The 26,148-nt window shown below is 51.5% G+C and carries 28 protein-coding genes; 15 read left to right on the forward strand and 13 right to left on the reverse strand.

Translation table 11 applies throughout. The features are described 5' to 3' along the window. Nucleotides 1-78: 78 nt before the first annotated feature. Complete coding sequence (purM, locus tag GA565_RS06955) at nt 79-1,116, reverse strand: phosphoribosylformylglycinamidine cyclo-ligase (protein ID WP_152197881.1); 1,038 nt, start codon at nt 1,114-1,116, stop codon at nt 79-81. 288 nt (nt 1,117-1,404) lie between these two features. Between purM and upp the strand changes: the two genes are divergently transcribed. The 3 genes from upp to hda all read left to right on the forward strand — a co-directional run bounded on the left by upp (nt 1,405) and on the right by hda (nt 4,280). Then, nucleotides 1,405-2,031: a uracil phosphoribosyltransferase gene (gene upp, locus GA565_RS06960; protein WP_152197882.1), complete on the forward strand. Its 627-nt coding sequence runs from the start codon at nt 1,405-1,407 to the stop codon at nt 2,029-2,031. A 71-nt stretch (nt 2,032-2,102) separates the two neighbouring features. Continuing rightward, nucleotides 2,103-3,395, forward strand: coding sequence for a uracil permease (uraA, locus tag GA565_RS06965; RefSeq protein ID WP_152197883.1), 1,293 nt, complete (start codon nt 2,103-2,105; stop codon nt 3,393-3,395). A gap of 177 nt (nt 3,396-3,572) precedes the next feature. Further along, on the forward strand, nt 3,573-4,280 hold the full coding sequence (gene hda / locus GA565_RS06970; RefSeq protein ID WP_055781785.1) for a DnaA inactivator Hda: 708 nt from the start codon (nt 3,573-3,575) through the stop codon (nt 4,278-4,280). A 20-nt stretch (nt 4,281-4,300) separates the two neighbouring features. Here the strand turns inward: hda and arsC are convergent, their stop codons facing one another. Beyond that, complete coding sequence (gene arsC, locus GA565_RS06975; protein ID WP_152197884.1) at nt 4,301-4,657, reverse strand: arsenate reductase (glutaredoxin); 357 nt, start codon at nt 4,655-4,657, stop codon at nt 4,301-4,303. Between the two features lie 52 nt (nt 4,658-4,709). Next, nucleotides 4,710-6,140 (reverse strand): M48 family metallopeptidase, encoded by a 1,431-nt coding sequence (locus GA565_RS06980; protein ID WP_152201348.1) that lies wholly within the window; start codon nt 6,138-6,140, stop codon nt 4,710-4,712. A 301-nt stretch (nt 6,141-6,441) separates the two neighbouring features. On the opposite strand from GA565_RS06980, the gene GA565_RS06985 reads away from it, so the two are divergent. Further along, nucleotides 6,442-7,515, forward strand: coding sequence for an AI-2E family transporter (locus tag GA565_RS06985; protein ID WP_152197885.1), 1,074 nt, complete (start codon nt 6,442-6,444; stop codon nt 7,513-7,515). Nucleotides 7,516-7,733: 218 nt separating this feature from the next. Here GA565_RS06985 and bcp read toward each other — a convergent pair whose 3' ends face one another. Next, nucleotides 7,734-8,201, reverse strand: a complete 468-nt coding sequence (gene bcp / locus GA565_RS06990) for a thioredoxin-dependent thiol peroxidase (RefSeq protein ID WP_055781799.1) — start codon at nt 8,199-8,201, stop codon at nt 7,734-7,736. Beyond that, nucleotides 8,201-8,779, reverse strand: a complete 579-nt coding sequence (locus GA565_RS06995; RefSeq protein ID WP_084984484.1) for a glycine cleavage system transcriptional repressor — start codon at nt 8,777-8,779, stop codon at nt 8,201-8,203. Before GA565_RS06995 ends, bcp begins: the two co-directional genes overlap by 1 nt. 47 nt (nt 8,780-8,826) lie before the next feature. Between GA565_RS06995 and GA565_RS07000 the strand changes: the two genes are divergently transcribed. The 8 genes from GA565_RS07000 to GA565_RS07035 all read left to right on the forward strand — a co-directional run bounded on the left by GA565_RS07000 (nt 8,827) and on the right by GA565_RS07035 (nt 16,370). Then, entirely contained in the window at nt 8,827-9,009 is a 183-nt protein-coding gene (locus GA565_RS07000; RefSeq protein ID WP_152197886.1) for a hypothetical protein, read from the forward strand. Nucleotides 9,010-9,036: 27 nt separating this feature from the next. Then, a complete protein-coding gene (dapA, locus tag GA565_RS07005) occupies nt 9,037-9,918 on the forward strand; it encodes a 4-hydroxy-tetrahydrodipicolinate synthase (RefSeq protein WP_055781808.1) in 882 nt (293 codons plus the stop codon). Nucleotides 9,919-9,979: 61 nt separating this feature from the next. Then, a complete protein-coding gene (bamC, locus tag GA565_RS07010) occupies nt 9,980-11,050 on the forward strand; it encodes an outer membrane protein assembly factor BamC (RefSeq protein ID WP_152197887.1) in 1,071 nt (356 codons plus the stop codon). A 101-nt stretch (nt 11,051-11,151) separates the two neighbouring features. Next, entirely contained in the window at nt 11,152-11,865 is a 714-nt protein-coding gene (gene purC, locus GA565_RS07015) for a phosphoribosylaminoimidazolesuccinocarboxamide synthase (RefSeq protein WP_152197888.1), read from the forward strand. 206 nt (nt 11,866-12,071) lie between these two features. Next, nucleotides 12,072-12,956, forward strand: coding sequence for a neutral zinc metallopeptidase (locus tag GA565_RS07020; RefSeq protein WP_152197889.1), 885 nt, complete (start codon nt 12,072-12,074; stop codon nt 12,954-12,956). Between the two features lie 116 nt (nt 12,957-13,072). Further along, the gene (locus GA565_RS07025) at nt 13,073-13,525 is read left to right on the forward strand and encodes a DUF441 domain-containing protein (protein ID WP_152197890.1); all 453 of its coding nucleotides are present in this window, start codon (nt 13,073-13,075) and stop codon (nt 13,523-13,525) included. 76 nt (nt 13,526-13,601) lie between these two features. Beyond that, entirely contained in the window at nt 13,602-15,674 is a 2,073-nt protein-coding gene (locus tag GA565_RS07030; protein WP_152201350.1) for a tRNA(Met) cytidine acetyltransferase TmcA, read from the forward strand. Between the two features lie 33 nt (nt 15,675-15,707). Continuing rightward, entirely contained in the window at nt 15,708-16,370 is a 663-nt protein-coding gene (locus GA565_RS07035) for a hypothetical protein (RefSeq protein WP_152197891.1), read from the forward strand. 98 nt (nt 16,371-16,468) lie between these two features. On the opposite strand, the gene GA565_RS07040 is transcribed toward GA565_RS07035, so the two are convergent. The 6 genes from GA565_RS07040 to GA565_RS07065 all read right to left on the reverse strand — a co-directional run bounded on the left by GA565_RS07040 (nt 16,469) and on the right by GA565_RS07065 (nt 19,679). Further along, the gene (locus tag GA565_RS07040) at nt 16,469-16,660 is read right to left on the reverse strand and encodes a YpfN family protein (protein ID WP_152197892.1); all 192 of its coding nucleotides are present in this window, start codon (nt 16,658-16,660) and stop codon (nt 16,469-16,471) included. Between the two features lie 40 nt (nt 16,661-16,700). Continuing rightward, nucleotides 16,701-17,381, reverse strand: a complete 681-nt coding sequence (locus GA565_RS07045) for a M15 family metallopeptidase (RefSeq protein ID WP_152197893.1) — start codon at nt 17,379-17,381, stop codon at nt 16,701-16,703. Beyond that, the gene (dapE, locus tag GA565_RS07050; RefSeq protein WP_152197894.1) at nt 17,378-18,505 is read right to left on the reverse strand and encodes a succinyl-diaminopimelate desuccinylase; all 1,128 of its coding nucleotides are present in this window, start codon (nt 18,503-18,505) and stop codon (nt 17,378-17,380) included. Before dapE ends, GA565_RS07045 begins: the two co-directional genes overlap by 4 nt. Beyond that, entirely contained in the window at nt 18,506-18,880 is a 375-nt protein-coding gene (locus tag GA565_RS07055; RefSeq protein WP_152197895.1) for an ArsC family reductase, read from the reverse strand. Between the two features lie 45 nt (nt 18,881-18,925). Beyond that, nucleotides 18,926-19,159, reverse strand: a complete 234-nt coding sequence (locus GA565_RS07060) for a hypothetical protein (RefSeq protein ID WP_152197896.1) — start codon at nt 19,157-19,159, stop codon at nt 18,926-18,928. A gap of 73 nt (nt 19,160-19,232) precedes the next feature. Then, nucleotides 19,233-19,679 carry a GNAT family N-acetyltransferase gene (locus tag GA565_RS07065; RefSeq protein ID WP_152197897.1) on the reverse strand — a complete coding sequence of 149 codons (447 nt, stop codon included), beginning with the start codon at nt 19,677-19,679 and terminating at the stop codon, nt 19,233-19,235. 226 nt (nt 19,680-19,905) lie between these two features. Here GA565_RS07065 and ypfM point away from each other — a divergent pair, with 226 nt between their 5' ends. Continuing rightward, entirely contained in the window at nt 19,906-19,965 is a 60-nt protein-coding gene (gene ypfM / locus GA565_RS07070) for a protein YpfM (protein ID WP_139804174.1), read from the forward strand. Nucleotides 19,966-20,281: 316 nt separating this feature from the next. Here the strand turns inward: ypfM and acrD are convergent, their stop codons facing one another. Beyond that, nucleotides 20,282-23,449: a multidrug efflux RND transporter permease AcrD gene (acrD, locus tag GA565_RS07075; protein ID WP_152197898.1), complete on the reverse strand. Its 3,168-nt coding sequence runs from the start codon at nt 23,447-23,449 to the stop codon at nt 20,282-20,284. 336 nt (nt 23,450-23,785) lie between these two features. On the opposite strand from acrD, the gene GA565_RS07080 reads away from it, so the two are divergent. Both GA565_RS07080 and nudK read left to right on the forward strand, forming a co-directional pair. Beyond that, nucleotides 23,786-24,070: a helix-turn-helix domain-containing protein gene (locus GA565_RS07080; protein WP_193311971.1), complete on the forward strand. Its 285-nt coding sequence runs from the start codon at nt 23,786-23,788 to the stop codon at nt 24,068-24,070. A 167-nt stretch (nt 24,071-24,237) separates the two neighbouring features. Beyond that, nucleotides 24,238-24,813, forward strand: a complete 576-nt coding sequence (gene nudK / locus GA565_RS07085) for a GDP-mannose pyrophosphatase NudK (RefSeq protein ID WP_152197900.1) — start codon at nt 24,238-24,240, stop codon at nt 24,811-24,813. A gap of 48 nt (nt 24,814-24,861) precedes the next feature. Here the strand turns inward: nudK and GA565_RS07090 are convergent, their stop codons facing one another. Further along, nucleotides 24,862-26,010 carry a hypothetical protein gene (locus tag GA565_RS07090; RefSeq protein WP_226950922.1) on the reverse strand — a complete coding sequence of 383 codons (1,149 nt, stop codon included), beginning with the start codon at nt 26,008-26,010 and terminating at the stop codon, nt 24,862-24,864. Nucleotides 26,011-26,148: the final 138 nt, after the last annotated feature.

The raw sequence follows: 26,148 nt of genomic DNA on the forward strand, positions 1-26,148 counted from the left end.
CCGCAGGCTCGCGGCCTTGCTACAACGCCAAAAGCTCGGTAAAGAATTTACCTGCATTAACGTTGTAGCAAATTTTAGTTATTTAATGATAACGCGTTCTTCTGAGTCGGAAGCTTTAATACTGCCGATAACCCAGGCTTGTTCGCCGTTGTCATTGAGCAGGGCAATAGCTTGATCAGCCAACTCTGCTGGCAATGCAACCAGCATGCCCACGCCGCAGTTGAACGTGCGGTACATTTCGTGGCTGCTGACGTTGCCATTTTGCTGTAACCAGCCGAACACGTCCGGCCATTTCCAGCTTGATTCATCGATAATTGCCTGGGTGTTTTCTGGCAATACGCGCGGGATGTTTTCCCAGAAGCCGCCACCGGTCAGGTGACAGATTGCGTGAACTTCAACGTTTTCAATCAGTTTAAGGATTGATTTTACGTAGATTTTAGTCGGTTCAAGGAGGTGGTCGGCCAGAGTTTTATCCGCCAGACGGGTGGTCAAAGGATCGGCCTTGCTGACTTCGAGAATTTTGCGAACCAGAGAGTAGCCGTTTGAGTGCGGGCCACTTGAAGCCAGCGCAACCAGAACGTCGCCGTCCTGCACTTTGCTGCCGTCAATAATTTCTGATTTTTCAACCACGCCAACGCAGAATCCTGCGACGTCGTAATCATCACCGTGGTACATGCCCGGCATTTCTGCGGTTTCGCCCCCGACCAATGCACAGCCAGACTGCAGGCAGCCTTCGGCGATGCCGGTGATAACGCTGGCTGCGGTATCCACATCCAGTTTGCCCGTCGCGTAATAGTCCAGGAAGAACAGTGGCTCTGCGCCCTGAACAACCAAGTCATTCACACACATGGCGACCAAATCGATACCAATGGTATCGTGGCGTTTTAAATCCATTGCCAGACGCAGCTTGGTGCCAACGCCGTCGGTTCCCGAAACCAGCACGGGTTCACGATATTTTTGCGGCAGCGCGCACAGGGCACCAAAACCACCCAGTCCACCCATGACTTCTGGACGGCGAGTCTGTTTTACTACACCTTTAATGCGGTCTACCAATGCGTTACCTGCATCAATATCCACACCTGCGTCTTTATAGCTGAGAGAGGTCTTTTCGGTCACTGCGGAATCCCCACGACGTATGCGTTTTGTGGTTGTTGTTAAAAACTGGAAGCTTGAAGCGCGCTAATTCTAACAGCGCAGGCAAACGTTTGCGAGAGGTCTCGTTATGTTTATCTCTCTATACTTGGAATACGTTGAGAAAATAAATTTTGGGTGCTTTGTGCAAATTCCTTGATCTGCATCAGTCTATACTGTCGATCAGTATCAGTTATTGGCGCTGGCGTTGAAAATAAAAGGCGTTATAATCACGCGATTTTTTTGGTCAGCAGCCTTAGGAGAGAGAGAAAAATGAAGATCGTTGAAGTGAAACACCCGCTGGTAAAACACAAGCTGGGACTGATGCGTGAAAATGACATCAGCACAAAACGCTTTCGCGAACTGGCTTCTGAGGTAGGCAGTTTACTGACCTATGAAGCAACCGCAGACCTTCAAACTGAGAAGGTGACCATCGAAGGTTGGAACGGTCCGGTTGAAATTGAACAGATTAAAGGCAAGAAAATCACCGTAGTGCCTATTCTGCGTGCGGGTTTGGGCATGATGGAAGGCGTATTGGAACATGTGCCAAGTGCACGCATCAGCGTTGTCGGCGTGTACCGCGACGAAGAAACGCTGCTGCCGGTACCTTACTTCCAGAAGCTGGCCTCAAATATAGAGGAACGCATGGCGCTGGTGGTTGACCCGATGCTGGCGACCGGGGGTTCAATGATTGCCACTATCGATCTGCTGAAAAAAGCCGGCTGCCAAAGCATTAAAGTGCTGGTGCTGGTTGCAGCACCGGAAGGGATTGCCGCCCTCGAGAAGGCGCACCCAAACGTTGAGCTGTACACCGCCTCGATTGACCAGGGGCTAAACGACAAGGGATACATTATCCCGGGCCTCGGTGACGCAGGCGATAAAATATTTGGTACCAAGTAAGTATTAGCCGACTGAGAAGTCGGCTTTTTTTTGATTTTTTTTAGCGTGATATTTTTTGATAGGATAACTATATGACACGACGAGTTATTGAGGTCAGCGAACGTCCACCCCTTTTGCAGATGATCCCCCTCAGTTTTCAACATCTGTTTGCCATGTTTGGCGCAACCGTGCTGGTGCCGATACTTTTTAAAATCAATCCAGCCACCGTGCTGCTGTTCAACGGCATTGGTACTCTGCTTTACCTCTTTATCTGTAAAGGTAAAATTCCGGCCTATCTTGGGTCGAGCTTCGCGTTTATTTCACCGGTGTTGCTATTGTTACCGATGGGGTACGAGGCGGCATTGGGCGGCTTTATTGTCTGCGGCATCCTGTTTTGTGTGATGGCGCTGTTTGTCAAAAAAGCCGGTATAGGCTGGATAAACGTGATGTTTCCTCCGGCGGCGATGGGCGCGATTGTGGCGGTAGTCGGACTTGAACTGGCTGGCGTGGCAGCGAAAATGGCCGGACTGCTTCCAGCAGACGGCGCAGCGATTGACAACACTACGGTAATTATCTCCGTGGTCACACTGTCGGTGACGGTGCTTGGCTCGGCACTTTTTCGCGGTTTTCTGGCGATTATTCCGGTGCTTATCGGCGTGCTGGTCGGCTATGCGCTGTCGTATTTTATGGGCGTGGTCAACGTCGCCTCCATTGAGCAGGCGGATTGGTTTGCCTTACCTACCTTTTATACCCCGCGATTCGAGTGGGCGGCGATTCTGACCATTATCCCGGCGGCGCTGGTGGTGATGGCTGAAAACGTCGGACATTTGGTGGTCACCGCTAACATCGTCAAGAAAGATCTGCTGCGTGACCCAGGCCTGCATCGTTCAATGCTAGCAAACGGACTCTCAACCATTCTCTCCGGTTGTTTTGGCTCCACGCCTAATACCACCTACGGTGAAAACATTGGCGTGATGGCGATAACCAAGGTTTACAGCACTTGGGTTATCGGCGGCGCGGCGATTTTGGCTATCCTGCTTTCTTGCATCGGTAAGCTGGCTGCGGCGATTGAGGCCGTGCCGCTTCCGGTGATGGGCGGCGTGTCGCTGCTGCTGTACGGTGTGATTGCCGCCTCGGGAGTCCGCGTATTAGTCGAATCTAAAGTGGACTACAGCAAACCCAAGAACCTGATCCTAACCTCAATAGTGCTGATTATCGGCGTGAGCGGGGCAAAAGTGCACATCGGCGCCACAGAACTCAAGGGCATGGCGCTGGCCACCCTAGTCGGCGTTTTCCTGAGCCTGCTGTTTAAAGTGAGCGAAGTTTATCGTGGCGAAGAAGAGATCATTGACGTGCCGGACGATCGTAATACACCGACCGTTTAATACAAGTTTTCGCTAAACTCAGGCAGGTTTTACCGGGCAAACGCTGTTTTGCCCGGTAAGTCGCTCGCTTAACCAGCGTTTAGCGTACCTAAAGTTCAATTCTTCACGGATCCTATGATAGAATTCTGTGATTAATTATTTGCCCTGACGTTTTATTATTCGCCAGTTTTGGTTGAGGTGCTTCTGAATACGCCGGCACAGCTTTCCCTGCCACTTTATCTTCCCGATGACGAAACCTTTGCCAGTTTTTATCCGGGGGAGAACACCTCGCTGCTCTCCGCTATTCAAACCGCGCTGCAGCAGGAACACGGCACTTATGTCTATTTCTGGTCGCGAGAAGGCGGGGGACGCAGTCATCTGCTGCACGCAGCCTGCGCAGAACTTTCGCTGCGCGGCGAGGCTGTCGGCTATGTTCCTTTAGACAAACGCGCTTATTTTGTGCCTGAAGTACTCGACGGAATGGAGCAACTTGCACTGGTGTGCATTGATAACATTGAAGGCATTGCCGGTGACGAAGCTTGGGAAGCGGCCGTTTTCCACCTCTATAACCGAATTCTCGAAACCGGCCGTACACGTCTGTTTATTACCGGCGATCGCCCGCCGCGTCAGCTGAATCTTGGCCTGCCTGACCTGGCTTCGCGCCTTGACTGGGGGCAAATCTATCGTCTGCAGCCGCTGTCTGACGAAGAAAAACTCCAGGCGTTGCAACTGCGATCTAAACTGCGCGGCTTTGAGCTGCCGGAGGACGTAGGACGTTTCCTGTTAAAACGTCTGGATCGCGAGATGAGAACGCTGTTTATGACCCTCGACCAGCTCGACAGGGCCTCAATCACGGCGCAGCGCAAACTGACTATCCCTTTTGTTAAAGAGACCCTCAGCCTCTAATCCCCAAGGTCTGCAAAGCGTTAGAGGATCTCCAGCACCTGCTCGGGCGGACGGCCCAGGCGCGCTTTACCTTTTTTCACCACAATCGGGCGTTCAAGCAGGCGCGGACTGTCGGCAACGGCCTGCAGGAGCTGCTCATCGCTCAGGCTTTTATCCTCAAGTTTCAACTCCTTATAAACCTCTTCTTTGGTACGCATCATCTCTCTGGCGGAGGTAAAGCCCAGCTCCTGCTGCAATTTTTTCAGGGTATCGAGGGAGGGCGGCGTCTCGAGATAGAGGATAACGTCAGGCTTGATGCCTTTTTCTTCTAGCAGCTTTAACGTCTCACGGCTCTTGCTGCATCGCGGGTTGTGATAGATAGCGACATCGTGCTTCATAAATATCTCCTTATTTTGCTCCAGCATTGACTGAGAAATAGTCACGATTAGGTCAGCCTTTCTGATATTGCTGGAAGCGTTTTTGCAATTGGCGCAGCTGGTCAATGCGGGCGTCGTAGCGAGCCTGATCGAGACTGCCAAGTTTTGACAGCGCGCTGGCATTGCTCAGCATGCTGATGGACTGATCGAGACGACCGACTAACGCCATACTTTCAGCACGTGCGGCCAGTTCCTGCGCGCGAAGACCTTGCTCCGCAACGGCCTGTGTCAGCAAATCCCATCCGTTAGGATCGTCCTGATGAGCATAAGTGTAGCGATAAAGTAGCCGGCTGGCCTTGGCAAACTGACCCCCTTCAATATAGGCATTGGCCAAGTTCAACTGTAGCACAGCGTCTTTACTGGTCGCGGCATTGACCTTTTCGAGTCGTGCAATAGCCTGCGGAGCGCGTTTCTGATCGATATCGATATCGGTCAGTAAATCGAGGTACCAGATATTACCCGGGTCTTTAATGAGCATCGGCTCGAGGATATTTCTGGCCTGAGTATTACTTTTGGCCTTATAGAAAAGCATTGCCTTGCCATACTGCGCGGCATTTTGTTCACGCACGTTGCCTTGGCTAAGCTGCTTGAGATAGTCGTCGGTTAGCGGATGATCCTCCGTGCCATACATGCCCAATATGCGGACTTTGGCGAACAGAAAATCCTGTGAAGACTGCAAGACTATGCGTGGCATCTGGTTTGCACGATTGCGGGCGTCAGAAAGTCGGCTATCGGGCAGGGGATGAGTGAGCAGCATTTCCGGCGGTTTGCTGGAGTAGCGCGACTGGTCGGCAAGTTTCTGCAGGAAGTTTGGCATCGCCTCGGGATCAAACCCTGAACGCTGTAGCACTTGCAAACCGATGCGATCGGCCTCTTCTTCATTCGATCGTGTAAAGCTGATCATACCCTGCTGCGTGCCTGCCAGCGTGCCGGTGAGTCCTGCCATACCGGCCTGCGGACTGGCCATGGTCAACAGGATGGAACCTAGTACACCGACCCAGGTCAGCGGAGATTTACGTTTTTGGTCTTCCATTGCGCGCGCAAGATGGCGCTGGGTAACGTGTGAAATTTCATGCGCTAAAACAGATGCGAGCTGGCTCTCGTTGTCGGTATAGCGAAATATTGCCGAGTGCAGCACCACGTTGCCGCCAAAGAAGGCGAAGGCGTTGAGTTCATCATTGTTAACGATGAAGAAATGAAACGGAAAACGTACGGAGTAGGCGTGAGCAACTAGCCGCTGTCCTAGCTGATTAATATACTCATTAAGCAGAGGATCATTGATAAGCGGCGCGCTGCCCCGAAGCTGACGGACATAAAAATCGCCCATTTGCAGCTCTTGATCGATAGTCAGCGTGCCGCCCGCCGTGGTGCCCATATCGGGCAAAAGATCGGCGCTGTCCGCTTTGGCATAAAATGGCACACCTGCGCTCAGCGTGGTAACCATTAGGCCGGTGGTGATAAAACGCGCTGCTCTCTTTCTCAACTTCATTTTTAACCGCCTCGCCGTGAAACCCTTTGTTAAACATAGGCCAAGTTTGCTTTGCAAAAGACCTTGAGCCGTTCATCCGTGATAAGGTTCGGCTACGGGTTGACTGAGGTCAGAGTAGCATCACGTTTTGTTGTTTCGCACATAACACTGATGTTCCCTATTTTATCTAAGCGATGCAATATTGGAACCACTGTACCTGATTTATCTGCGGCATATGCGTCGGCGATAGGGTAATGGAATTTAGGAGTTAGCACTGATGCTCGAGATGTTATTACAATGGTACCGCCGTCGATTCACTGACCCGCAGGCTATAGCGCTACTGGCGATTCTGGTGGTCGGTTTCTGTATTCTCTATTTTCTCAACGGTATTCTGGCACCGTTGCTGGTGGCGATCGTACTCGCCTATCTGCTTGAGTGGCCCACCGTTCGCCTGCAAAATCTCGGCTGTTCGCGCACGCTTTCGGTCAGTATCGTGTTCATTATATTTACCGGTATTGTCATGCTGATGGTGTTTGTCATTGCACCGCTGACCTGGCAGCAGGGGGTAAATTTACTGGCTGATCTGCCGAGCATGCTTAACCGCTTCTATGCGCTGGCGGCTACCTTGCCTAAACGATATCCGGCGCTGGTCGATGCAGGCATTATCGACATGATGACCGACAACCTGCGGGCTAAACTTTCAGGTGCCGGTGAGTCGGTGGTGAAATATTCACTGGCCTCGCTGGTAGGGATACTGACGCTGGCGATTTACCTGGTTATTGTGCCATTAATGGTGTTTTTTCTGCTTAAGGACAAAGACCAGATGCTAAGTGCGGTACGCCGCGTGCTGCCAAGAGACCGCGGTTTGGCAGGCTTGGTGTGGACAGAAATGAATCAGCAAATCACCAACTACATTCGCGGCAAAGTGCTTGAGATGATTATCGTCGGCTTCGCGACCTATCTGGTGTTCTTCTTTATGGACATGCGCTATTCGCTGCTGTTGGCGGTGCTGGTCGGTTTTTCGGTGCTTATTCCTTATATTGGTGCCATGCTGGTGACAATTCCGGTATTCGTGGTGGCGTTATTCCAGTGGGGGATCGGCGCTGATTTCTGGACGCTGGTTATTGCCTATCTGGTCGTTCAAGGGCTTGACGGCAATCTGCTGGTGCCTTTGCTGTTCTCTGAAGCGGTGAACCTGCATCCGCTGGTGATTATTCTGGCGGTAGTGATTTTTGGCGGACTGTGGGGGTTCTGGGGCGTGTTCTTTGCCATTCCACTCGCGACGTTGGTGAAGGCGGTATATCACGCATGGCCGGATGAACTGCTTAACGAAGAAATTGATCAAAGCTAAAAACCCTCGCCCATTTATTGGGAGGGGTAGGGTGGGGAAATAAGCGACTCCAATTTAAAGAATTGGCCATAAAATGACTGATTTATTGGTCGCTTACTCCCCGATCCCATCCTTCTCCCGTGAACGAGGGAAGGGGCATACTCACCGCTCACTTCAACCCCGTAAAAGAGAGAAGGGGTTTATTCACTGACCGGGTAAGGGTCAATGCGTTGCCGCCCTTATTGACCCGTTACGTAAGCCAGTACGATGTCGTGGTGATTGCTGGTTTTGAAGTCATCAAAGACTTTTTCAACCTTGCCGTTGCCGTCGAGCAGGAAGCTGATGCGGTGAATGCCGTCATAGGTTTTACCCATAAAGGATTTCTCACCCCACACGCCAAACGCCTCACAGACCTTGTGATCTTCATCTGAAAGCAGCGTGAAGTTCAAAAGCTCTTTTTCTGCGAATTTAGACAGTTTTTCTGGCTTATCGGTGCTGATCCCTAGAACTTCCACGCCAACTTCTTTCAGTTGATCCATGTTGTCGCGTAGGCCACAGGCTTGTACGGTACAGCCTGGCGTCATGGCCTTCGGATAGAAATAGACCAGGACTCTCTGTCCCTGGAAGTCGGCCAGATTAATTTGTTCACCGTCTTGATCAGGCAAACTGAACTGCGGCGCTGTATCTCCGGCTTTCAGTGGGCTCATTATTTTTCTCCATCATTATGTTTATCTGCAGGCTGTGAATAGCTGACGACGTTAATACTGCCTTGTGCATTCAATTCTGTACATAGCTGGTGAAACGCTTGCTCAATAATCGCTGCATCAGTATTTGCCGGACTGTGCGCCGTGATTTGAATAGACAATTGCGCGCTGCGCGAGCCTTCAGCTGGCGTAGTTTTAGACGCAAGTTCGGCAATATTCATCTGATGCGTATGAAAAAGGTTGGTAAAACGCTCAATCAGGTGCGGTGAATCCTTAACCTCTACTTTGACCCAAACGGTGGCCGGCATCGGCGGTCGTTCGGACGCGCTGGTTCTTTTCATCACAATAAGCAGTTCAAGCTCAGCGCCTTTTTGCGGCAGCGTTGACTCGATAAGCGTGATGGCATTCCAACTGCCCGAGAGGAACATGATAAAGGTAAATTCCTCACCCAGCATGGCGAGGCGGCTGTCTTCAATATTACAACCGCAGCTGCTCACCTGGCGAGTAATGGTATTCACAATGCCAGGCCTGTCGGCACCCAGCGCGGTGATAACCAGATAATGTTGTTGTGGTTGTGACAAAATAGCCCTTCCTGTCATGCCCTGTTGTAGGGCTTACTATCGCAGACATGAAAACTATCGCAAACAGAAAAACTATTTCAACTGTAAAAACGCTCAAGCTGATAAAAATCCACGATCGTTTAAAAAATAGTCTGCGTGGTAAAAATGTCGGTAAACAGAAAAAAAACCGTCTGGTGGGCGCTTACATCACGTTGTTTGCTTGCTTTGCCCAAGTGTCAAAAGTACCATGAGTCACCTGTTTGTGGAGGGGAAGGTCAATGTTTACGGGAAGTATTGTTGCACTGGTTACGCCGATGGACGACAAAGGTGCCGTCTGTCGCGCGAGTCTAAAAAAACTGATTGATTATCATGTGTCCAGTGGTACTGCGGCGATCGTTTCCGTAGGCACAACCGGTGAGTCTGCAACCTTGAACCACGACGAGCACGCTGACGTGGTGATGCAGACGCTGGAGCTGGCCGACGGACGTATTCCGATCATTGCCGGAACGGGTGCAAATGCCACCGCTGAAGCCATCGCGTTAACAAAGCGCTTTGAGAATTCCGGCGTTGTAGGCTGCCTGACGGTAACGCCTTACTACAATCGTCCGACTCAGGAAGGCCTTTATCAGCACTTTAAAGCCATTGCTGAAAATACGGCACTGCCACAAATTTTATACAACGTACCGTCTCGCACCGGTTGCGATATGCTGCCTGCGACCATTGCGCGTTTAGCAAAAATTAAAAATATTGTTGCTTGTAAAGAGGCAACAGGGAACTTAAGTCGCGTTAGTCAGATCCAAGTGCTGGTTGATGATGAAGATTTCATCCTGTTCAGTGGTGATGACTTTACCGGACTGGACTTCATGCAACTGGGTGGCAAGGGCGTTATTTCCGTAACTGCGAACATTGCGGCTGCCGAAATGGTCGAGCTTTGTCGTCTGGCAGCGGAAGGCAAATTTGCCGAAGCGCGCCGTTTAAATCAGCGCTTGATGCCGTTGCATCAGCATTTGTTTGTAGAAGCAAACCCCATCCCTGTGAAATGGGCCTGTAAGGCGCTGGGATTGATAGCAACCGATACAGTGCGTCTGCCGATGACGCCGTTGACCGATGCTGCTCGTCCAATAGTGGAAGACGCACTAAATAAGGCCGGTTTGCTATAACCCGCAGTAGTTGGCGCGGTCGCGTTAAGTACTTAGGGGATAACACTTTTAGGGATATTTGATGACCTATTCATTAACAAAACCACGTTTTCAAAAGTCGACGGTAGCAAAAGTTGTGGGTCTGTCCCTGATCATGCTGCTCGCGGCCTGCTCTAACGATTCACGTTACAAACGTCAGGTAAGCGGCGACGAAGCCTATCTTCAAGCCACGCCACTGCAAGAGCTGAAAACGCCGGAAGGCATGATTTTGCCTCTGCAGAATGGAACGTATGATGTGCCGGCCGGCAGCCTTCAGGGCGCATTGGGTAAAAGTTTGGACATTCGTCCTCCGCTGCAGCCTTTGGCACTGGTAAACGGTTCACGTGCGCAGTACACCACCGATACCGGTACTGTGATGCTTGAAAACAGCGCGCAGAACAGCGGCCTGTGGGCAAACGTGGTGACTATCGTTCAAGAGAACGGTTATCCTATTGCCAACCGTGATGACGCGAACCAGACACTGACCACCGGTGTGGTGCAGTGGAACCGTAAAGATGAAGACTTCCAGTATCAGGGTCGTTATCAAATCAGCGTGAAAACGCAGGGCTATCAGACCTCGCTGAGCGTCAAAACGCTTGAGCTTCAGCAGCAGGGTAAACCGGTCACGTCTGCGGCTGAACAGCAGCGCTATACCAGCCAGATGCTGAACACGATTACTGCCGGCCTAGGCAAACGCCAGCAGGATGCGCAAAGCCGTCTCGACAACCGTAAAATCGGCGAGATTGACGTGCAGAGCGGCGCAGATGATACCGGCCTGCCGGTGCTGATTATTCGCGCACCTTACGGCAATGTTTGGGAACGTCTGCCAACCGCGTTGGCTAAAGCGGGCATGAAAGTGACCGACAGCAGCCGTCCTCAGGGGACCTTAACCGCGAAATACTCACCGCTGGGCAGCGATGCCTGGGACACGCTGGGCGCGAAAGACCCTGAACTGACGTCTGGAGAATATAAACTCCAGCTCGGCGACCTGAATAACCGCAGTAGTCTGCAGTTCCTTGATCCCAAAGGACATGCTCTGACCCAATCACAGAACGATGCGATGGTGGCAGTGATGCAAGCGGCGTTTAATCAAAGCAGTGCAGTAACCAAGTAATATGCGAAGGGGCTCCGGCCCCTTTTTGCATTTGCCGATTTCTGGCGAATAATTAAGATTCAAGTTCTACCCAACACGTCATATCACTGGAGTAAGTTAAGATGCAAAAGTTAGCTGAGTTGTATCGCGGAAAGGCGAAAACCGTCTATACCACCGAAAACCCAGACCTGCTGGTTTTGGAGTTCCGTAATGATACGTCAGCACTGGATGGCGAACGTATTGAACAGTTCGACCGTAAAGGCATGATCAACAACAAATTCAACCATTTCATTATGCAAAAGTTGGAAGAAGCCGGCATTCCTACCCAAATGGAACGTTTGCTGTCAGACAACGAAGTGCTGGTGAAAAAACTGGATATGGTTCCGGTTGAGTGCGTTATCCGCAACCGTGCCGCCGGTTCACTGGTTAAGCGTTTAGGCGTAGAAGAAGGTTTGGTGCTGAACCCACCGCTGTTTGACCTGTTCCTGAAAGACGATGCCAAGCACGACCCAATGGTCAACGAATCCTATTGCAAGACCTTCGGTTGGGTTAACGAAGAGAATCTGGCACGCATGAAAGAGTTGAGCTACAAGGCAAATAACGTGCTGAGCAAGATTTTTGGCGATGCCGGTCTGATTTTGGTCGATTTCAAGCTTGAGTTTGGCCTGTTCAAAGGCGAAGTGGTACTGGGTGACGAGTTCTCTCCAGACGGTAGCCGCCTATGGGATTCCAAATCGCTCGAGAAAATGGATAAAGATCGTTATCGTCAAAGCCTGGGCGGCCTGATCGAAGCCTATGAAGAAGTCGCAAAGCGTATTGGTGTTAATTTAGACTAATCTTTTTTTAGCCCTACCGCGCAAACGATTACGCCCCCTCAGATTGCTAACACGGCTTAGCGCTGTCGTCTGAGGGGGCGTTGTTTTTTGTGCAAATTATCGTTTTTTAACGATAAATGTTGAGCTATCCCTAAATAGTCGTCCCGCCTGTGGTATTCCTTTGCCTTGTTAACTAGGATTAGTAAAAAACAGCGGAGGTGAATGATATGCGTTGGCAAGGGCGTCGGGAGAGCGACAATGTGGAAGACCGCCGAGGAGAAAGCAACGGCCAGAGCGGAAACGGTATGGGCGGTATGCGCATTCCCATTCGCGGCAAAAGCGGCATCGTTATTGTCATTGTGGTGCTGATAGCCGGTTACTATGGCGTTGATCTTACCGGTTTTATCGACGGTGGGCAGTCTCAAAATCCTTCGCAGTATCAGCAGCGGCAAACGCCTGCCTCAATCAGTCCTGACGATGACCGTCAGGCGAAGTTCACCTCGATTATACTAGCCTCTACCGAGGACGTTTGGACACAAATATTCAAGCAAAACGGCATGACTTATCGTGACCCTAAACTGGTGATGTACCGTGGTGCCACCCGCACCGGCTGTGGCACGGGACAGTCGGTCATGGGACCGTTTTATTGCCCTGCCGACAGTACGGTGTATATCGACTTATCCTTTTATCAAGAGCTGAGAGACAAGCTCGGAGCCGGTGGCGATTTCGCGCAGGGTTATGTGGTGGCGCATGAAGTGGGGCATCACGTGCAGAATCTGCTGGGTATCGACAACAAAGTACGTCAGATGCAGCAGGGTGCCTCACAAACTGAAATCAACCGTCTGTCGGTAAAAATGGAACTGCAGGCCGACTGCTTTGCCGGTATTTGGGGTCACGCCATGCAGCAGGAACAGGTGCTTGAAAGTGGTGACCTCAAGCAGGCGCTGGATGCCGCCCGCGCCATTGGCGACGACAAGCTTCAGCAGCAAAGTCAGGGAAGAGTGGTGCCGGACAGTTTCACTCACGGGACTTCCGCTCAGCGCTATGACTGGTTTAAACGCGGTTATGATAGCGGTCGTATTGATCAGTGCAACACCTTTGCCAGTCGTTAAATGCGGCTGGCCTAGCGTATAAAAATAATAAATAATCATCTCCTTTATCTCTCACCGCAGCCATTTAGCTGCGGTGAGAGAGCTATTGGGAAAAATGACATAACTTTGGGATGACTATGGCTTTCCTCGATCCAACCTTGCTTATTCTGCTGGTTTTCGCCGGTTTAGGTATTATCAGCCACAATTCCGCCGTGACGATTGCCATGTTCTTTCTGCTCACGGTCCGTATTACGCCGCTGAATAATTTCTTTCCGTGGATAGAAAAATACGGTCTGACACTGGGAATTATTATTCTTACTATTGGTGTGATGACGCCGATTGCCAATGGCAAACTGAGTGCCAGCACACTGATTCACTCGTTTATGCACTGGAAATCCCTGGCGGCTATCGTGGTCGGCGTGGGCGTTTCGTGGCTCGGGGGCCGTGGGCTCACCCTAATGGGCACACAACCGCAGCTGGTGGCCGGACTGTTAGTGGGTACGGTGCTGGGCGTTGCCTTTTTCAAAGGGGTACCGGTTGGCCCGCTGATCGCCGCCGGTTTGCTTTCGCTGCTGGTGGGGAAAACTTGACCCGATGAACCGCGATAAGTGCCCATCAGGCGCAGACGAGCCGTTAATCGCCCAGCTAGAACGCTGCCAGCAGCAGATGCAGCGTCAGGGCGTGCGCAGACTGCTGGTTTTGAGTGGTGAAGCTGCGTGGTGTCAGGCGCGCGTAGAAGAGATAATCCGCCCGTTTATCGGCGACTGGTTGTGGATTAGCCCAAATTTACAGCCAAACTTCAAAACGCTAGCGCCTGAGGTGGTTAATCAACTGCTGGGTCAGGAGTGCCTGCACGGCGTTTTTGATGCCAGAGAGGGGGTGAACGTTGAGGCGCTGGCGGCGTTTAGCGGTGTATTGCGCGCCGGAAGCTGGCTCATTATGCTGGTGCCGGAGTGGCAAATTTGGCCACAACTGCCCGATGCCGACAGCAGGCGCTGGAGTGATCAGGCTGAGGCCATTGCCACTCCGCAGTTTATTGCCCGCTTTACTCAAAAAGTGCAGTCAGACTCGCAGGCCATTATCTGGCGACAGGGAGAAGACTGTGCTCCCTGCCTGCTTGCATCAACGCCGTCGTGGTCCGCGCCACAAGGAAACCCAACCGCTCGGCAGCAGGCTATTTTGGAAAAACTGTTAAAGGCACAGGCAGGCGTCTGGGTGCTGACTGCCGCGCGCGGTCGTGGCAAATCGACACTCGCCGGCATGTTGGTGCAGCAGTGGCAGGGAACCTGCTGGATGACCGCACCCAGTAAGGCGGCGGGAAAAATGCTGAGTGTGCAGGGCGAGCATGGTGCGACGTTTTGGGCACCCGATGCGCTGCTGGCACACTGCGAGAGGGGTGCACCGATTGACGCCGACTGGTTATTGATTGACGAAGCCGCCGCTATTCCTACACCGCTGCTTGCGCAGCTGATTACCTCTTTCCCCCGCGTGCTACTGACCACTACGGTGCAGGGTTATGAAGGCACAGGGCGCGGTTTTTTGCTCAAATTCTGTGCCTCACTGCCGCACTGGCACGACCTGCGCCTCCTTGAGCCTATCCGCTGGGCCCAAGGCTGTCCGCTCGAGTTACTGCTCGACGATATTCTGTTGTTCAATGAACCTGAGTCTATCACTGCCGCCAGCCCGAGCCGTTCAGTGAATCCCTTGCATTTCTTACATTTTACCGCCGAGGTTTGGGCCAAATATCCTGAGCGGCTGGCGGCATTTTACCACCTGCTGACCAGCGCCCACTACCGCACCTCGCCGCTTGACCTGCGCCGAATGATGGATGCGCCGGGCAGTTCCTTTTCCATTGCCCAACGCGATGAGCATTTATTGGCGGCACTGTGGACGGTGGATGAAGGCGGTCTTGAGGCGGATTTGGCACATGAAATTTGGGCGGGTCGTCGGCGTCCAAGAGGCAATCTGGTGGCGCAGTCTTTAGCCGCGCATGGCGGTTTCCCTGAAGCGGCCGAGATGCTTTCCAGACGCATAACCCGCATCGCGGTGGCTGTTGATTCGCGCAGGCAGGGCATAGCCAAGGCATTGGTTAACGAGCAGCGCCAGTTTGCCGCACAGCTTCGGCTGGATTATCTCTCGGTGAGTTTCGGCTTTACCGCGGAACTGTGGCATTTTTGGCACAGCTGCGGCTTTGAGATGGCACGCGTGGGCGGAGTGCGAGAGGCAAGCAGCGGATGCTATACCGCGATGGCCCTATTGCCGCTCAGTGAGCGCGGCCAACAACTTTGCCAAAAGGCCGTGCAGCAGCTGTTCAGAAACCGGCAGCAGTTGCCCACTGAGGTCACGCAAACCCTGTGGCAGGTGGGGGGGATCTGCAATGACGGCAACCCTTATAAACAGCATGATATTCAGCAAATGATTCCTCAAGACGAGGCGCTGAACGACGATGATTGGCGCGAACTTGCCGGGTTTGCCTATGCTAACCGCACGCTCGACGGCAGTCGCAGCGCGCTTTTGCGTTTGTTAACGCAATCCCCATCATCTTTAGCCACGCTGTGCGCCGTGTTGCTTCATGATCAAAGCATGGCCGAAGCCGTTTTACAGTCTGGATTGAGCGGCAAAAAGGGCCTTATTCAGCAGTGTCGTCGCGAAACACAGACGGCATTGGGGAAGATTGATGCCCAAAAGAGTGAGTTCTGGGAACGGTTCTGCGCTCCAATCTCTCAATTATCTAAATAATTTTCCAGGACAAAATCAAAAAAGGAAACCTGCATGACCCAGCAATCACGCTATCTAGAAGATACCTATTGTTTCAGCATCGAGAGTGAAGCCGTTGCCCGCGGCAGTGATGAGCACGGCGAGTGGATTGCGCTGAAAGACAATATCTTCCACCCTCAGGGCGGCGGTCAGCCTGCTGATATCGGCTGGGTCAATGATATTGCGGTAAAAGTTCGCCGACACGCTTCTGGGCTAGTAGCGCTGTATCCCGAACAGCCACTGGAGTTTGTGGAGAATGAAGCTCTGCAAGCGAAAGTGTCGTCAGCGGAAAGGTTGAGAAACTCGGCACTGCATACGGCCGGGCATTTTCTTAACTTTGCACTCTACCCGTATGGATGGAAGGGAATTGCCGGTCATCATTTCCCCGGAGAGTCGCGGGTAGAATTTTCGCCTATTGGCCCTGATGCGGTAGCCGTCGACGCTTTGCCATTAAGAGAAATTGAAGAGGAAATGGCCGCAAGGCTGCGCGACGGGGCGGAGGTTAAGGCGTGGCGTGAGGGAGAAACCCGGATTACGTTGATTGAAAATACCGAGCCGATTTTGTGCGGGGGAACGCACCTGGCCAATATTAATCAAATCGCTGACTTAACCATCAAGTCAGCCAAGTTCAAAAAAGGCACATTACGTGTCAGCTATGATGCGTCGCACCGCGGCTGAATTTTTTGATAAGCGGTGAGGAGATGAGGTAACGGGCGGATTTTAACAGCGTCAAGTGCAGGTCTATTAGCTACCTGGCAGGTTAAAATCCGCGACTGTTACTTTTTCTTGTCCTTCGGCCAATCGTCGTCGTCATCCCATTCAGCGTTGTTATCGCGATGTGGCGGGACTTCCGGCTTGTCTTTGAGGTACGCTTTGACATCGACCCGATTAAGTTCTTTAACGCCGCTGATGATGATGCCGGCCAGTACGATCAGCACTATCCACCAGTAATCTTTAACCCATTCCATAACGTTGCTCCCTTACTGGTTATTCTGCGCACTCGCAGAACTATTTGCCTACAACAGCTTTAATTATAACGTATTGCTGGAAGATCCTCTCAAGCTGACTCGTTATCCATGCATAACCGGCAAGATCTTGTCCAATCCAGGCCTGTTTTAGCACCTCCGGCGTCAGCAAATGTTCACACTGCTCGGCCAGCGGACGGTAGCTCAAATGCCACGGCTCAACGGCCACGCCGCCGCTGTCGTGGCTAAACGGTCTATAAAAGCCAAATGTCGCCATATTTTCGGTCAACCATTGGGTCAGCGGATAAAAATAGCCACCTTGCTCGTATTCCCAAGGTTCCAGCTGCAGCTTGCTGCCTTCAGGTAGCAGGTTAGGGTCATAAATATCCAAATCACTGCCCCAGTGATGGCGACTGGCACCGGGCAGCGCTGACCAGCGCAGGATCAATTCCCCGCGCTCTGCGTCGCCAAGCAGGCTTACGTCGACCGGTTGGCTGTTACTGTCTAATACTGGGCGCTCTGCGCGGAATTTTCCATTCCAGATTGCCAGTTGCCGACTGAAGTCACGAAACGTGCTGGCCGGTTGCAGAGTAAACCCTGCCTGCGACGCTGCGGATTGCAGTGCGTGAAACGCGTCTACCGCCTCAGCCTGCAGTCGATGGGGTCCGCATAGCTCGCTCAAATGTGCCGTTGAGCGGCCGGTCAGCATCTCGTGATTTATCATCCGACCAGCTGTTCCATAATACGCTGATACATGCGGCTTAGAAGCTGCAAATCGGCCGCCTGCACGCATTCATTAATTTTGTGGATTGAGGAGTTCACCGGGCCCAGTTCAACCACCTGCGCGCCCATCAGGGCAATAAAACGACCGTCTGATGTGCCGCCGGTGGTTTGCAGCTCAGGCGTGATTTCACTGTAGTGGCGCACCGCGTTGACCACCGCATCAACCAGTTCACCGCGCGGCGTCAGGAACGGCTGACCCGAAACTACCCAATTAAGCGTATAATTTAATTGATGTTTATCAAGCAGGGTGGCAACACGTTCTTTGATTAATGCATCGGTGAGTTCGGTGCTGAAACGGAAGTTGAACTGCACATACAGCTCACCGGGAATAACATTATTGCTGCCGGTTCCCGCGTTGATATTGGCAATCTGCATGCTGGTCGGCGGGAAGAATTCGTTACCGCGATCCCATTCGGTGGCAACCAACTCATTCAGCGCAGGCATGGCACGATGCACCGGATTATCGGCCAGATGAGGATAGGCAACGTGGCCTTGCACGCCGTGAATTTGCAGGTTGGCGGTCATTGAGCCGCGACGGCCGTTCTTTACAATATCGCCAACGCGCGTGGTGCTTGAAGGTTCTCCTACCAGGCAGTAATCCAGACGATCGTTGCGCGCCATCAAGGCTTCAACCACTTTAATCGTACCGTTGACCGCGCTGGCCTCTTCGTCTGAGGTGATGAGGAACGCCAGACGGCCCTGATGATGAGGGTTAGCAGCCACAAAGCGCTCGGCGGCAACGACCATCGCGGCCAGTGAACCTTTCATGTCTGCCGCACCGCGACCAAATAGCATGCCGTCGCGCAGGGCTGGTTCAAACGGTGGCGTTATCCACAGTGAAGGATCACCGGTTGGCACCACGTCGGTATGACCGGCGAAGGCCAGCGTTTTACCCTGACCGCGTGTGGCCCAGAAATTGAGGGTATCGCCAATGTTCATGGTTTCGATATGGAAGCCAATCGCCTGCAAACGGGCAATCATAATTTCCTGACAGCCTGCGTCATTCGGACTGAGGGACGGGCGGCGAATCAGCTGCTGCGCAAGATCCAGAACCGGACAAATCATTTACTTCACCTCTGCAACAAATTGCGCATAGCTTTCAGGTTTAAAACCGAGCAGCGATTGTCCGCTGGCGGCGAGAAGAAAAGGGCGTTTTATAACGGCGGGATGCTCAAGCATGATGGCTTTGGCGGCTTCGGCGTTGTCACAGGCGGCGCGCAGTGATTCAGCAAGCTTGCGCCAGGTTGTGCCGCGCGTATTGAGCAGCGCTTCCCAGCCCTGTTTATCAATCAGCTTTTGCAGCAGTGCGCCATCGAGGCCATCGACGCGATAATCATGAAAGCGTGCCTCAATGCCATTTTCTTCTAACCAACGGCGGGCTTTTTTAACGGTATCGCAATTTTTGATGCCAAAAATCGTCAATGAGGATGTTTCTGCCATGTGCAAATGTACCCTAAAAGTTAACTCGCCCAATCAAGGGAGAAATTAGACGGAAAAGTAGCCAGTTTCAGGCCGCAGGGCGTTATCTGCCTGCGTTTTTGGCCTGAAAAAATGATGCGTTACATAATGCTGCAAAACATCGTCTGGATCTACCCTCAGACCTCCATCAATCAGGCTGATTTCCGGCGGTGGATACTTTTGACGACAGGCGTATCGAGATTGCTGGCCTTTTACGCCGGTGAGGGGATATTTTGCAACTTCGGCATTGATTTGATTCATTGTTTATATGTGCATGCCAAAAATCAATAATTACGATTTCGAATAAGCAGTACTTTATATCTGCGTTTTACTTTTATGCCGCCGGAGGAATATAGCCGAGCTGACGCATGCGGGTCAGATTTTCCCCCTCGACGTAAGTCATCGCAGTTAATAGAGGATGAAAGCTAAAGCGCTTATAGAACTCAATTTTATCGGGTACAGCATAAATAATGACCTTGCCCAACGGCGCGAGATCTCGCATGACACGATCCATTAATATTTTTCCGAAACCCCGCCCTTGAAAATCAGGGTGGATTGCCACATCGCTTAAATAGGACGCCGAAGTAAAATCACTGATTGCGCGGGCAGTGGCAACCAACTCACCGTCGCAGTATCCCAGATAGCGGAACTGACTGTGCTCAAAACCCTGTTGCAGCTTATTTAAGTCACGTTTATTAAGGCCGCTTAGCTCTAAAATGTCGGCCAGCCGTTGCCAATCAACCGAACCGATGCCGTCATTGCTGATGATGTCGAAACTCATTGTTTGTAATCCCTGTATGCGCTGGTTATTTCTTATGCTTCAAAGATTAACCGTTCTGATGCTGGCAGGCAACGCCGCACGGGGTCATTTTAAGCCCATTATTTAAGCTCTGGAGGCCGTGTTTACCGGTAAAGATTGCGTGATCCCGGTTTCATTATCGGAATAAACTGTTTGTCTGCTTAAATATTGCTCGTATAATCCCCTCCGTTCATTCAAGGGGAATAATATGGTCGAGCAAGAGTTAGGTAATTGGAAAGACTTTATCGAAGCAATGCTGCGCGGTTAATACCCTCACACTACTTTGGCAAAGATAATAACAAGATCCTGTAGTTACATCTGTTTTCACCCGTGGGAACCCGATATAAATATCTTCATCTTGTAAAAGGCCTCTTTCAACTATTTTATAGATACTCTAAGAGCGTTGATAAAATTCAAGCAGGCTGTGAGCGCTGTTTGTAACACTGTGTTTTTAACTGAAACAAATGAATAAGACAGTCACTCAATTTGATTTGGTCAATTTAATACGGTATAGCTCAATAATAAAAGGCGCTAATACATTAGCGCCTTTTCTATTTCATCAATGCCTGATTAATAACAATCGACTAGTCATTGTCAAGATTCGGTTTAGTTTCAATGATGTCGTTAATCAGAGTCGCATTCTCGCTTTTACCCGGGAAGCGGCGACGCACCAGCACAAAGAACAGCGGTACGAAGAATATGGCCAATACCGTTGCCGAAATCATGCCGCCGATAACGCCAGTGCCTACCGCATGTTGACTGCCTGAACCTGCGCCCTGACTGGTCGCCATCGGCAGTACGCCAAACACAAAGGCCAATGACGTCATCAGGATCGGACGCAAACGCATCCTTGATGCTTCCAGCGTCGCCTCAAGGAGTGCCTTGCCGCGCACGTTGAGGTCATTGGCAAACTCCACGATCAGAATGGCATTTTTCGCCGACAAACCAATAATGGTCAACATCCCTACCTGGAAATACACGTCGTTTTCGAGCCCGCGCAGATAGGTTGCGATCACCGCACCGATTACCCCAAGCGGCACAACCAGCATGACTGAGAAAGGAATAGACCAGCTTTCATAAAGCGCGGCCAGACAGAGGAACACCACCAGTAGCGAAATCGCATACAGGGCAGGGGCCTGAGAACCAGACAGGCGTTCCTGATACGACATTCCCGTCCATTCGAGGCCAATACCTGCCGGAAGTTTTGCCACCAGTCGTTCCATTTCATCCATTGAAGCACCGCTGCTCACGCCGTTGGCGGCTTCACCCACTATTTCTAGCGATGAACTGCCGTTATAGCGTTCGAGGCGCGGAGAGCCGGTTTCCCAATGCGATGAGGTGAACGCCGAGAACGGCACCATGCTGCCCGCACTGTTGCGTACAAACCACTTGTCAACATCTTCAGGCAGCATGCGGAATGGCGCATCGGCCTGCACATAGACTTTTTTAACGCGGCCACGGTCAACAAAGTCATTCACGTAGCTTGAGCCCCAAGCCGTGCTCAGCGTGTTGTTGATGTCGGCAATCGACAGACCCAGTGCCTGAGCCTTGTGCTGATCGATATCTATTTGCAACTGTGGGCTGTCGTCGAGACCGTTATGACGTACTCGGGAAAGCAGCGGGCTTTTCGCCGCCATCTCCAAAAGCGAATCACGCGCGGCCATCAGTTGGGCATGGCCTACACCAGCGTGGTCCTCAAGCTCCATGTCAAAGCCTGACGAGTTGCCAAGGCCGTTAATCGCCGGAGGGCTGCTGGCGATAATGCGTGCATCGTTATATTTACTTTTGCTGAACTCTTTGGTCGCTCGGTCGATAATATCGAATGACGTGTTAGCACCGGAGGTTCTGTCATCCCAGTCTGCGAGTCGTACAAACATGCGGGCGACGTTTTGTCCGTTGCCGCCTGGCCCAGAACCAATGGTCGAGAATACCGACAGCACGTCTTTTTTCTCGTGGGTCAGGAAATACTGCTCAACCCGCGAGACCACCTTGGTGGTTTGCGCCATGGTTGCACCCGGCGGCAGCTGAATTTGCACCGTGAACACGCCGCGGTCTTCCTGCGGCAGGAAAGAGGTCGGCAGTTTGACAAACATAAAGCCCAGCGCCACCACCAGCAGCAGGTAAATCAGCATATAGCGGAAACCGTGGTGCAAAATTCGCCCAACGCCGCGCTCATAGCGGCGGGCATTTTTATCGAACATACGGTTGAACCAGCCGAAAAAGCCGCGCTTTCCGTGGTGGTGGCCTTGAGCGATAGGTTTTAAAATAGTGGAACATAGCGCGGGTGTCAGGGTGAGGGCGACAAATACCGACAGCACCATGGCCGCGACAATGGTCACCGAGAACTGACGATAAATAGCCCCGGTTGTGCCACCGAAAAATGCCATTGGCACGAACACCGCCGAGAGCACCATGGTAATACCGACCAGCGCACTTTGTATCTGGCCCATTGATTTTCGCGTAGCGTCGCGCGGACTCAGACCCTCTTCACTCATTACCCTTTCGACGTTCTCGACCACCACGATGGCGTCATCCACCAGTAGCCCGATGGCCAACACCATCGCGAACATCGTGAGGGTGTTTATACTGTAGCCGAACTGATGCAGCACAACGAAAGTTCCCAGCAGAACCACCGGCACTGCAATTGTCGGGATCAGCGTGGCGCGGAAGTTTTGCAAGAACAGGTACATCACCAAAAATACCAGTACGATAGCTTCAAACAGCGTTTTTACTACATCGGTGATGGCGGCTTTTACAAACGGCGTCGTTTCGTAGGCAATCTCGGTTTTCAGGCCGTGCGGGAAGTACTGCGACAGCTCTTTAATCTTGGCGCGCACCGCCGTGTCGGTTTGCAGTTCGTTAGCGCCGGAGGCTAGCTGAACGCCCATGCCTGATGCGGGTTGGCCATTGTAACGGCTGTCGAAGTTGTAGTTCTCGGCGCCCAAACCTACCGTGGCAACCTGACCCAGCGTAACCTGTGAACCATCGGCGTTCACCCGTAAAGTGATATCGCGAAACTGCTGCGGCGTTTGCAGTTGCGACTGTGCGTTGACCGTGGCGTTAAGCGCCTGTTGGTCAACTGCAGGCGTGCCGCCTAACTGGCCGACCGCAACCTGGCTGTTCTGGTTTTCTATCGCGGTCACCACGTCTGAGGTGGTCAGGCTGTAGTTGTTAAGTTTGTTGGGGTCGAGCCAAATGCGCATCGCATACTGCGTGCCGTAGGCATTAATCGTACCGACGCCGCTCACGCGACTGATCGGGTCCTGAAGATTCGACGCAACATAGTCAGAAATATCCTGCTTGCTCATGCTGCCGTCGGTGGAAACAAACGCCACCATCATCAGGTTGGTATCACCGGTTTTAGAGACGGTAACGCCCTGGCTTTGCACCGTTTGCGGCAGGCGTTTAAGCGCCTGCTGTAGTTGGTTTTGCACCTGTTGCAGCGCTTCGTTTGGGTCAGTTCCAGCCTCAAAGCTCAGGGTTATCTGGGACTTGCCGTCATTGCTGCTCTGCGAGGACATGTACATCAGATTATCGAGTCCAGTCATGTTCTGCTCGATAATCTGCGTGACGGTATTTTCTACAATAGTGGCAGAGGCACCCGGATATTGGGCGGATATGCGCACATTCGGTGGCGCAAGGGCGGGGTATTGCTCAACGGGCAGGTCATAAATGGCCAAGGCCCCTGACAGAGAAATAATGATCGCCAATACCCAGGCAAAAATTGGGCGATCGATAAAAAAGTTAGCCATGTGTCACAAGCCTCGTCATCACCCGCAGGGTGGATGACATCAGGAAATAATAATGAAGTTCTTTCTGATAAAGTAGCCTACTTTTATGTCATGCAATCCGATGCGAAACGCAATTATTAGTAACACTCATTTTCAGACTGATGCCACGATAGGCGCAAAAAGCGACCTATAACTCTCTGCACTTTACCTTCAATACCTAAAAAAAACGTGGAGAAAAAAAGGAGATGATGTAAAAAAGGCTTAGGGGAACGCTGAAGCTGCGTTGATTGCACTTAATGGCTGGATTAATTTAAAAAAGTAACCATTTATTCGCATATAAGGGACGTTGAGAGTGAGATTATGTTGAATTCAGTTTTTGCCCGTCGGCTCTATCTTTGCTGGTTAATTAATAATAATGAACGTCCAAACGTACCTAAATTAATGGCGTTGAGCGGATGGCCAAGACGCACGCTGCAGGACGTGCTGAAAGCCCTGCCTGGGATGGGCGTTGAGCTGGTTTTTGTCCAACAGGGCGTTCGAAATAACGACGGTTACTATCAGCTTACCCACTGGGGCCCGTTGAACGCGCAGTGGATAGACTTGCATCACGACCAACTGCTAACCGCGATTGAACAGGGGTAGCCTACCTTTGTTCTGACGCGCGCCAACGCTTGCCCTCATGCATGGCCAAGGGATTGCATGGAATACAAATTTTATCAATATTAGGAACATTCGGGACAAACTATTCGTTCTCATTCCCTTCGGCTCATTCTACTATTAACAGCTTCTGTCACTCACCTCGAGGCGCTATGTCCGCTAATATTGAAATCATCAAAAATGAGTTGCTGTCTGATAACTGGTTCATGCTGCGCAACTATACCTATGATATAGCCAAGAAAGACGGGACTAAGGTCAGACATAAACGCGAGGTTTACGATCGGGGCAACGGCGCGACAATTTTGCTCTATAACCGCAAAAAACAGACCGTGCTGTTGGTAAAGCAATTTCGAATCCCAAGCTATGTTAACGGCAATGCCAACGGCATGTTGATTGAAACCTGCGCCGGATTGCTGGACAACGATTCGCCGGAAGACTGTATCCGTAAAGAGGCTATCGAAGAAACGGGTTATCAGGTTGGCGAGGTTGAAAAACTGTTTGAGCTTTTTATGTCGCCAGGCGGCGTCACTGAGGTGATCCACTTTTTTGCCGCCGAGTATCATGATGAGAGTCGAGCGAACAACGGTGGTGGCGTGGAAGATGAAGACATTGAAGTGCTCGAAGTGCCTTTCAAGCAGGCGCTGGCGATGATTAAAAATGGTGAGATTAAAGACGGTAAGGCAGTGATTTTATTGCAGTATGCGCAGTTGAATGGCCTTTTGGGCTGAGTAAGAAAAGACCGAAGTTGCGGCTTCGGTCTGATTTAAAACACCTCTTTATTGAGGGAGTGAGAGCGAAATGCCGCCTTCATGCTGGCCTCTTGCCGACCACGGTAGCACCGACCAACGGGTCCCTTCACAGGCACGCATCGCTCTGGCGAATGATGGCCCGAAGTGGATCCCCTTGGTGGTCATGTACCAGGACGGGAAATACCAGATTTCCGCATCACTGTAGTCACAATCATCATCTCCCTTGGGTTTTTGCATCTCCCCCGGATACAGCTGTTTAAATTGTCGAATCAACCACGGTGCAAAATTCTTTTCCCGGTAGTTTGAATAATCATCAAAGCTAACGGTGTTACTGCTTTGATCCGCATGGTCGTCGGCATACATATAATGGAAAGGTTTTTCCTGTCCCACCCACAAAATGTCTTCCAGTGACAGCGGCGCGCCAGTCTGGGCATTTAAATTAAGCGGTGAATCGCCAAAGTCGGGATGCGCCCCCCCGCAACTATAGCTGGTGGATATTTTAATACTCACTGCCGTGGGCGACAGCAGTTCAGGCGTTACGGTTTGTTCAAAATCACCTTTGCCAAACTGGCTAGCGCCGAGCATGCAGCTATGGTAATCAATGACTTCCTGCCACATTCTCGCCATCAGTCGTTGATTGATGACATTAAGCTGGGCATCGGGGTAACCGGAGGCCAAGGTGAACAGCGAGACGTCTGATTCTGGCTCGTGCCACCACTGCAGTGGGTATCCCATAAAGGTTTGCTGTTTACCTTTCTTGAGCGTTAAATCGCTCAGGCGCAAATATTCATAAGGTGATTCGTGGATCAGGCGTGTCAGGAACCCATCGGGATTTGACTCAGGCAATTGCGCTGGAGTCAATGCGATGGGCATGATTTTTCCCTGAGGATTTGACCAGGTACCCTGCCAGCCAGATTTACCGTCGGATTCTATCCGCAGCGTTGGTCGGGGAGTATCGTTAAAGTCGTCGGTGCCTTCCTGTAGCGTAATTTCACCGTCCTGCTCACTGCCGTTTAGCGGTAAATCGAGATGATATTTTTGATAAAAGTAACGTCCTGTTATGGCTTCGGGTTTATTTAAATCCAGCTCAACGACTACGGCAGTACGGCCAATGGTTCCTGTCAGCACGATTGGCGGTTCTTCCGCCAGCGCTGAGGCTGATACTAACGAAATCATAAGCAGAATTATTTTTATTTTTATGGTCTGCAAACTAAAATTGCGAACTATCGCCATCCCTATTGTACCTTTTATATATTATGACCGGTGCTAATCAATAGAATATCAGCTCAGGGTGTTCTTAAGCGTATAACAGCG

Source organism: Rouxiella sp. S1S-2, assembly GCF_009208105.1.
Lineage (GTDB): Bacteria > Pseudomonadota > Gammaproteobacteria > Enterobacterales > Enterobacteriaceae > Rouxiella.

What these genes read in the sequence shown, in the direction of transcription:
- GA565_RS07065 (WP_152197897.1), bottom strand. Translation starts at nt 19,679, where the DNA reads ATGAGTTTCGACATCATCAGCAATGACGGCATCGGTTCGGTTGATTGG.
- arsC (WP_152197884.1), bottom strand. Translation starts at nt 4,657, where the DNA reads ATGAAGCACGATGTCGCTATCTATCACAACCCGCGATGCAGCAAGAGC.
- uraA (WP_152197883.1), top strand. Translation starts at nt 2,103, where the DNA reads ATGACACGACGAGTTATTGAGGTCAGCGAACGTCCACCCCTTTTGCAG.
- GA565_RS07035 (WP_152197891.1), top strand. Translation starts at nt 15,708, where the DNA reads ATGACCCAGCAATCACGCTATCTAGAAGATACCTATTGTTTCAGCATC.
- acrD (WP_152197898.1), bottom strand. Translation starts at nt 23,449, where the DNA reads ATGGCTAACTTTTTTATCGATCGCCCAATTTTTGCCTGGGTATTGGCG.
- GA565_RS07045 (WP_152197893.1), bottom strand. Translation starts at nt 17,381, where the DNA reads ATGATAAATCACGAGATGCTGACCGGCCGCTCAACGGCACATTTGAGC.
- GA565_RS07090 (WP_226950922.1), bottom strand. Translation starts at nt 26,010, where the DNA reads ATGATTTCGTTAGTATCAGCCTCAGCGCTGGCGGAAGAACCGCCAATC.
- GA565_RS07060 (WP_152197896.1), bottom strand. Translation starts at nt 19,159, where the DNA reads ATGAATCAAATCAATGCCGAAGTTGCAAAATATCCCCTCACCGGCGTA.
- upp (WP_152197882.1), top strand. Translation starts at nt 1,405, where the DNA reads ATGAAGATCGTTGAAGTGAAACACCCGCTGGTAAAACACAAGCTGGGA.
- GA565_RS06980 (WP_152201348.1), bottom strand. Translation starts at nt 6,140, where the DNA reads ATGGTTACCACGCTGAGCGCAGGTGTGCCATTTTATGCCAAAGCGGAC.
- GA565_RS07040 (WP_152197892.1), bottom strand. Translation starts at nt 16,660, where the DNA reads ATGGAATGGGTTAAAGATTACTGGTGGATAGTGCTGATCGTACTGGCC.
- GA565_RS07025 (WP_152197890.1), top strand. Translation starts at nt 13,073, where the DNA reads ATGGCTTTCCTCGATCCAACCTTGCTTATTCTGCTGGTTTTCGCCGGT.
- GA565_RS07000 (WP_152197886.1), top strand. Translation starts at nt 8,827, where the DNA reads ATGAAAACTATCGCAAACAGAAAAACTATTTCAACTGTAAAAACGCTC.
- nudK (WP_152197900.1), top strand. Translation starts at nt 24,238, where the DNA reads ATGTCCGCTAATATTGAAATCATCAAAAATGAGTTGCTGTCTGATAAC.
- bamC (WP_152197887.1), top strand. Translation starts at nt 9,980, where the DNA reads ATGACCTATTCATTAACAAAACCACGTTTTCAAAAGTCGACGGTAGCA.
- GA565_RS07055 (WP_152197895.1), bottom strand. Translation starts at nt 18,880, where the DNA reads ATGGCAGAAACATCCTCATTGACGATTTTTGGCATCAAAAATTGCGAT.
- GA565_RS07030 (WP_152201350.1), top strand. Translation starts at nt 13,602, where the DNA reads ATGCAGCGTCAGGGCGTGCGCAGACTGCTGGTTTTGAGTGGTGAAGCT.
- GA565_RS06985 (WP_152197885.1), top strand. Translation starts at nt 6,442, where the DNA reads ATGCTCGAGATGTTATTACAATGGTACCGCCGTCGATTCACTGACCCG.
- bcp (WP_055781799.1), bottom strand. Translation starts at nt 8,201, where the DNA reads ATGAGCCCACTGAAAGCCGGAGATACAGCGCCGCAGTTCAGTTTGCCT.
- dapA (WP_055781808.1), top strand. Translation starts at nt 9,037, where the DNA reads ATGTTTACGGGAAGTATTGTTGCACTGGTTACGCCGATGGACGACAAA.
- purC (WP_152197888.1), top strand. Translation starts at nt 11,152, where the DNA reads ATGCAAAAGTTAGCTGAGTTGTATCGCGGAAAGGCGAAAACCGTCTAT.
- GA565_RS07020 (WP_152197889.1), top strand. Translation starts at nt 12,072, where the DNA reads ATGCGTTGGCAAGGGCGTCGGGAGAGCGACAATGTGGAAGACCGCCGA.
- dapE (WP_152197894.1), bottom strand. Translation starts at nt 18,505, where the DNA reads ATGATTTGTCCGGTTCTGGATCTTGCGCAGCAGCTGATTCGCCGCCCG.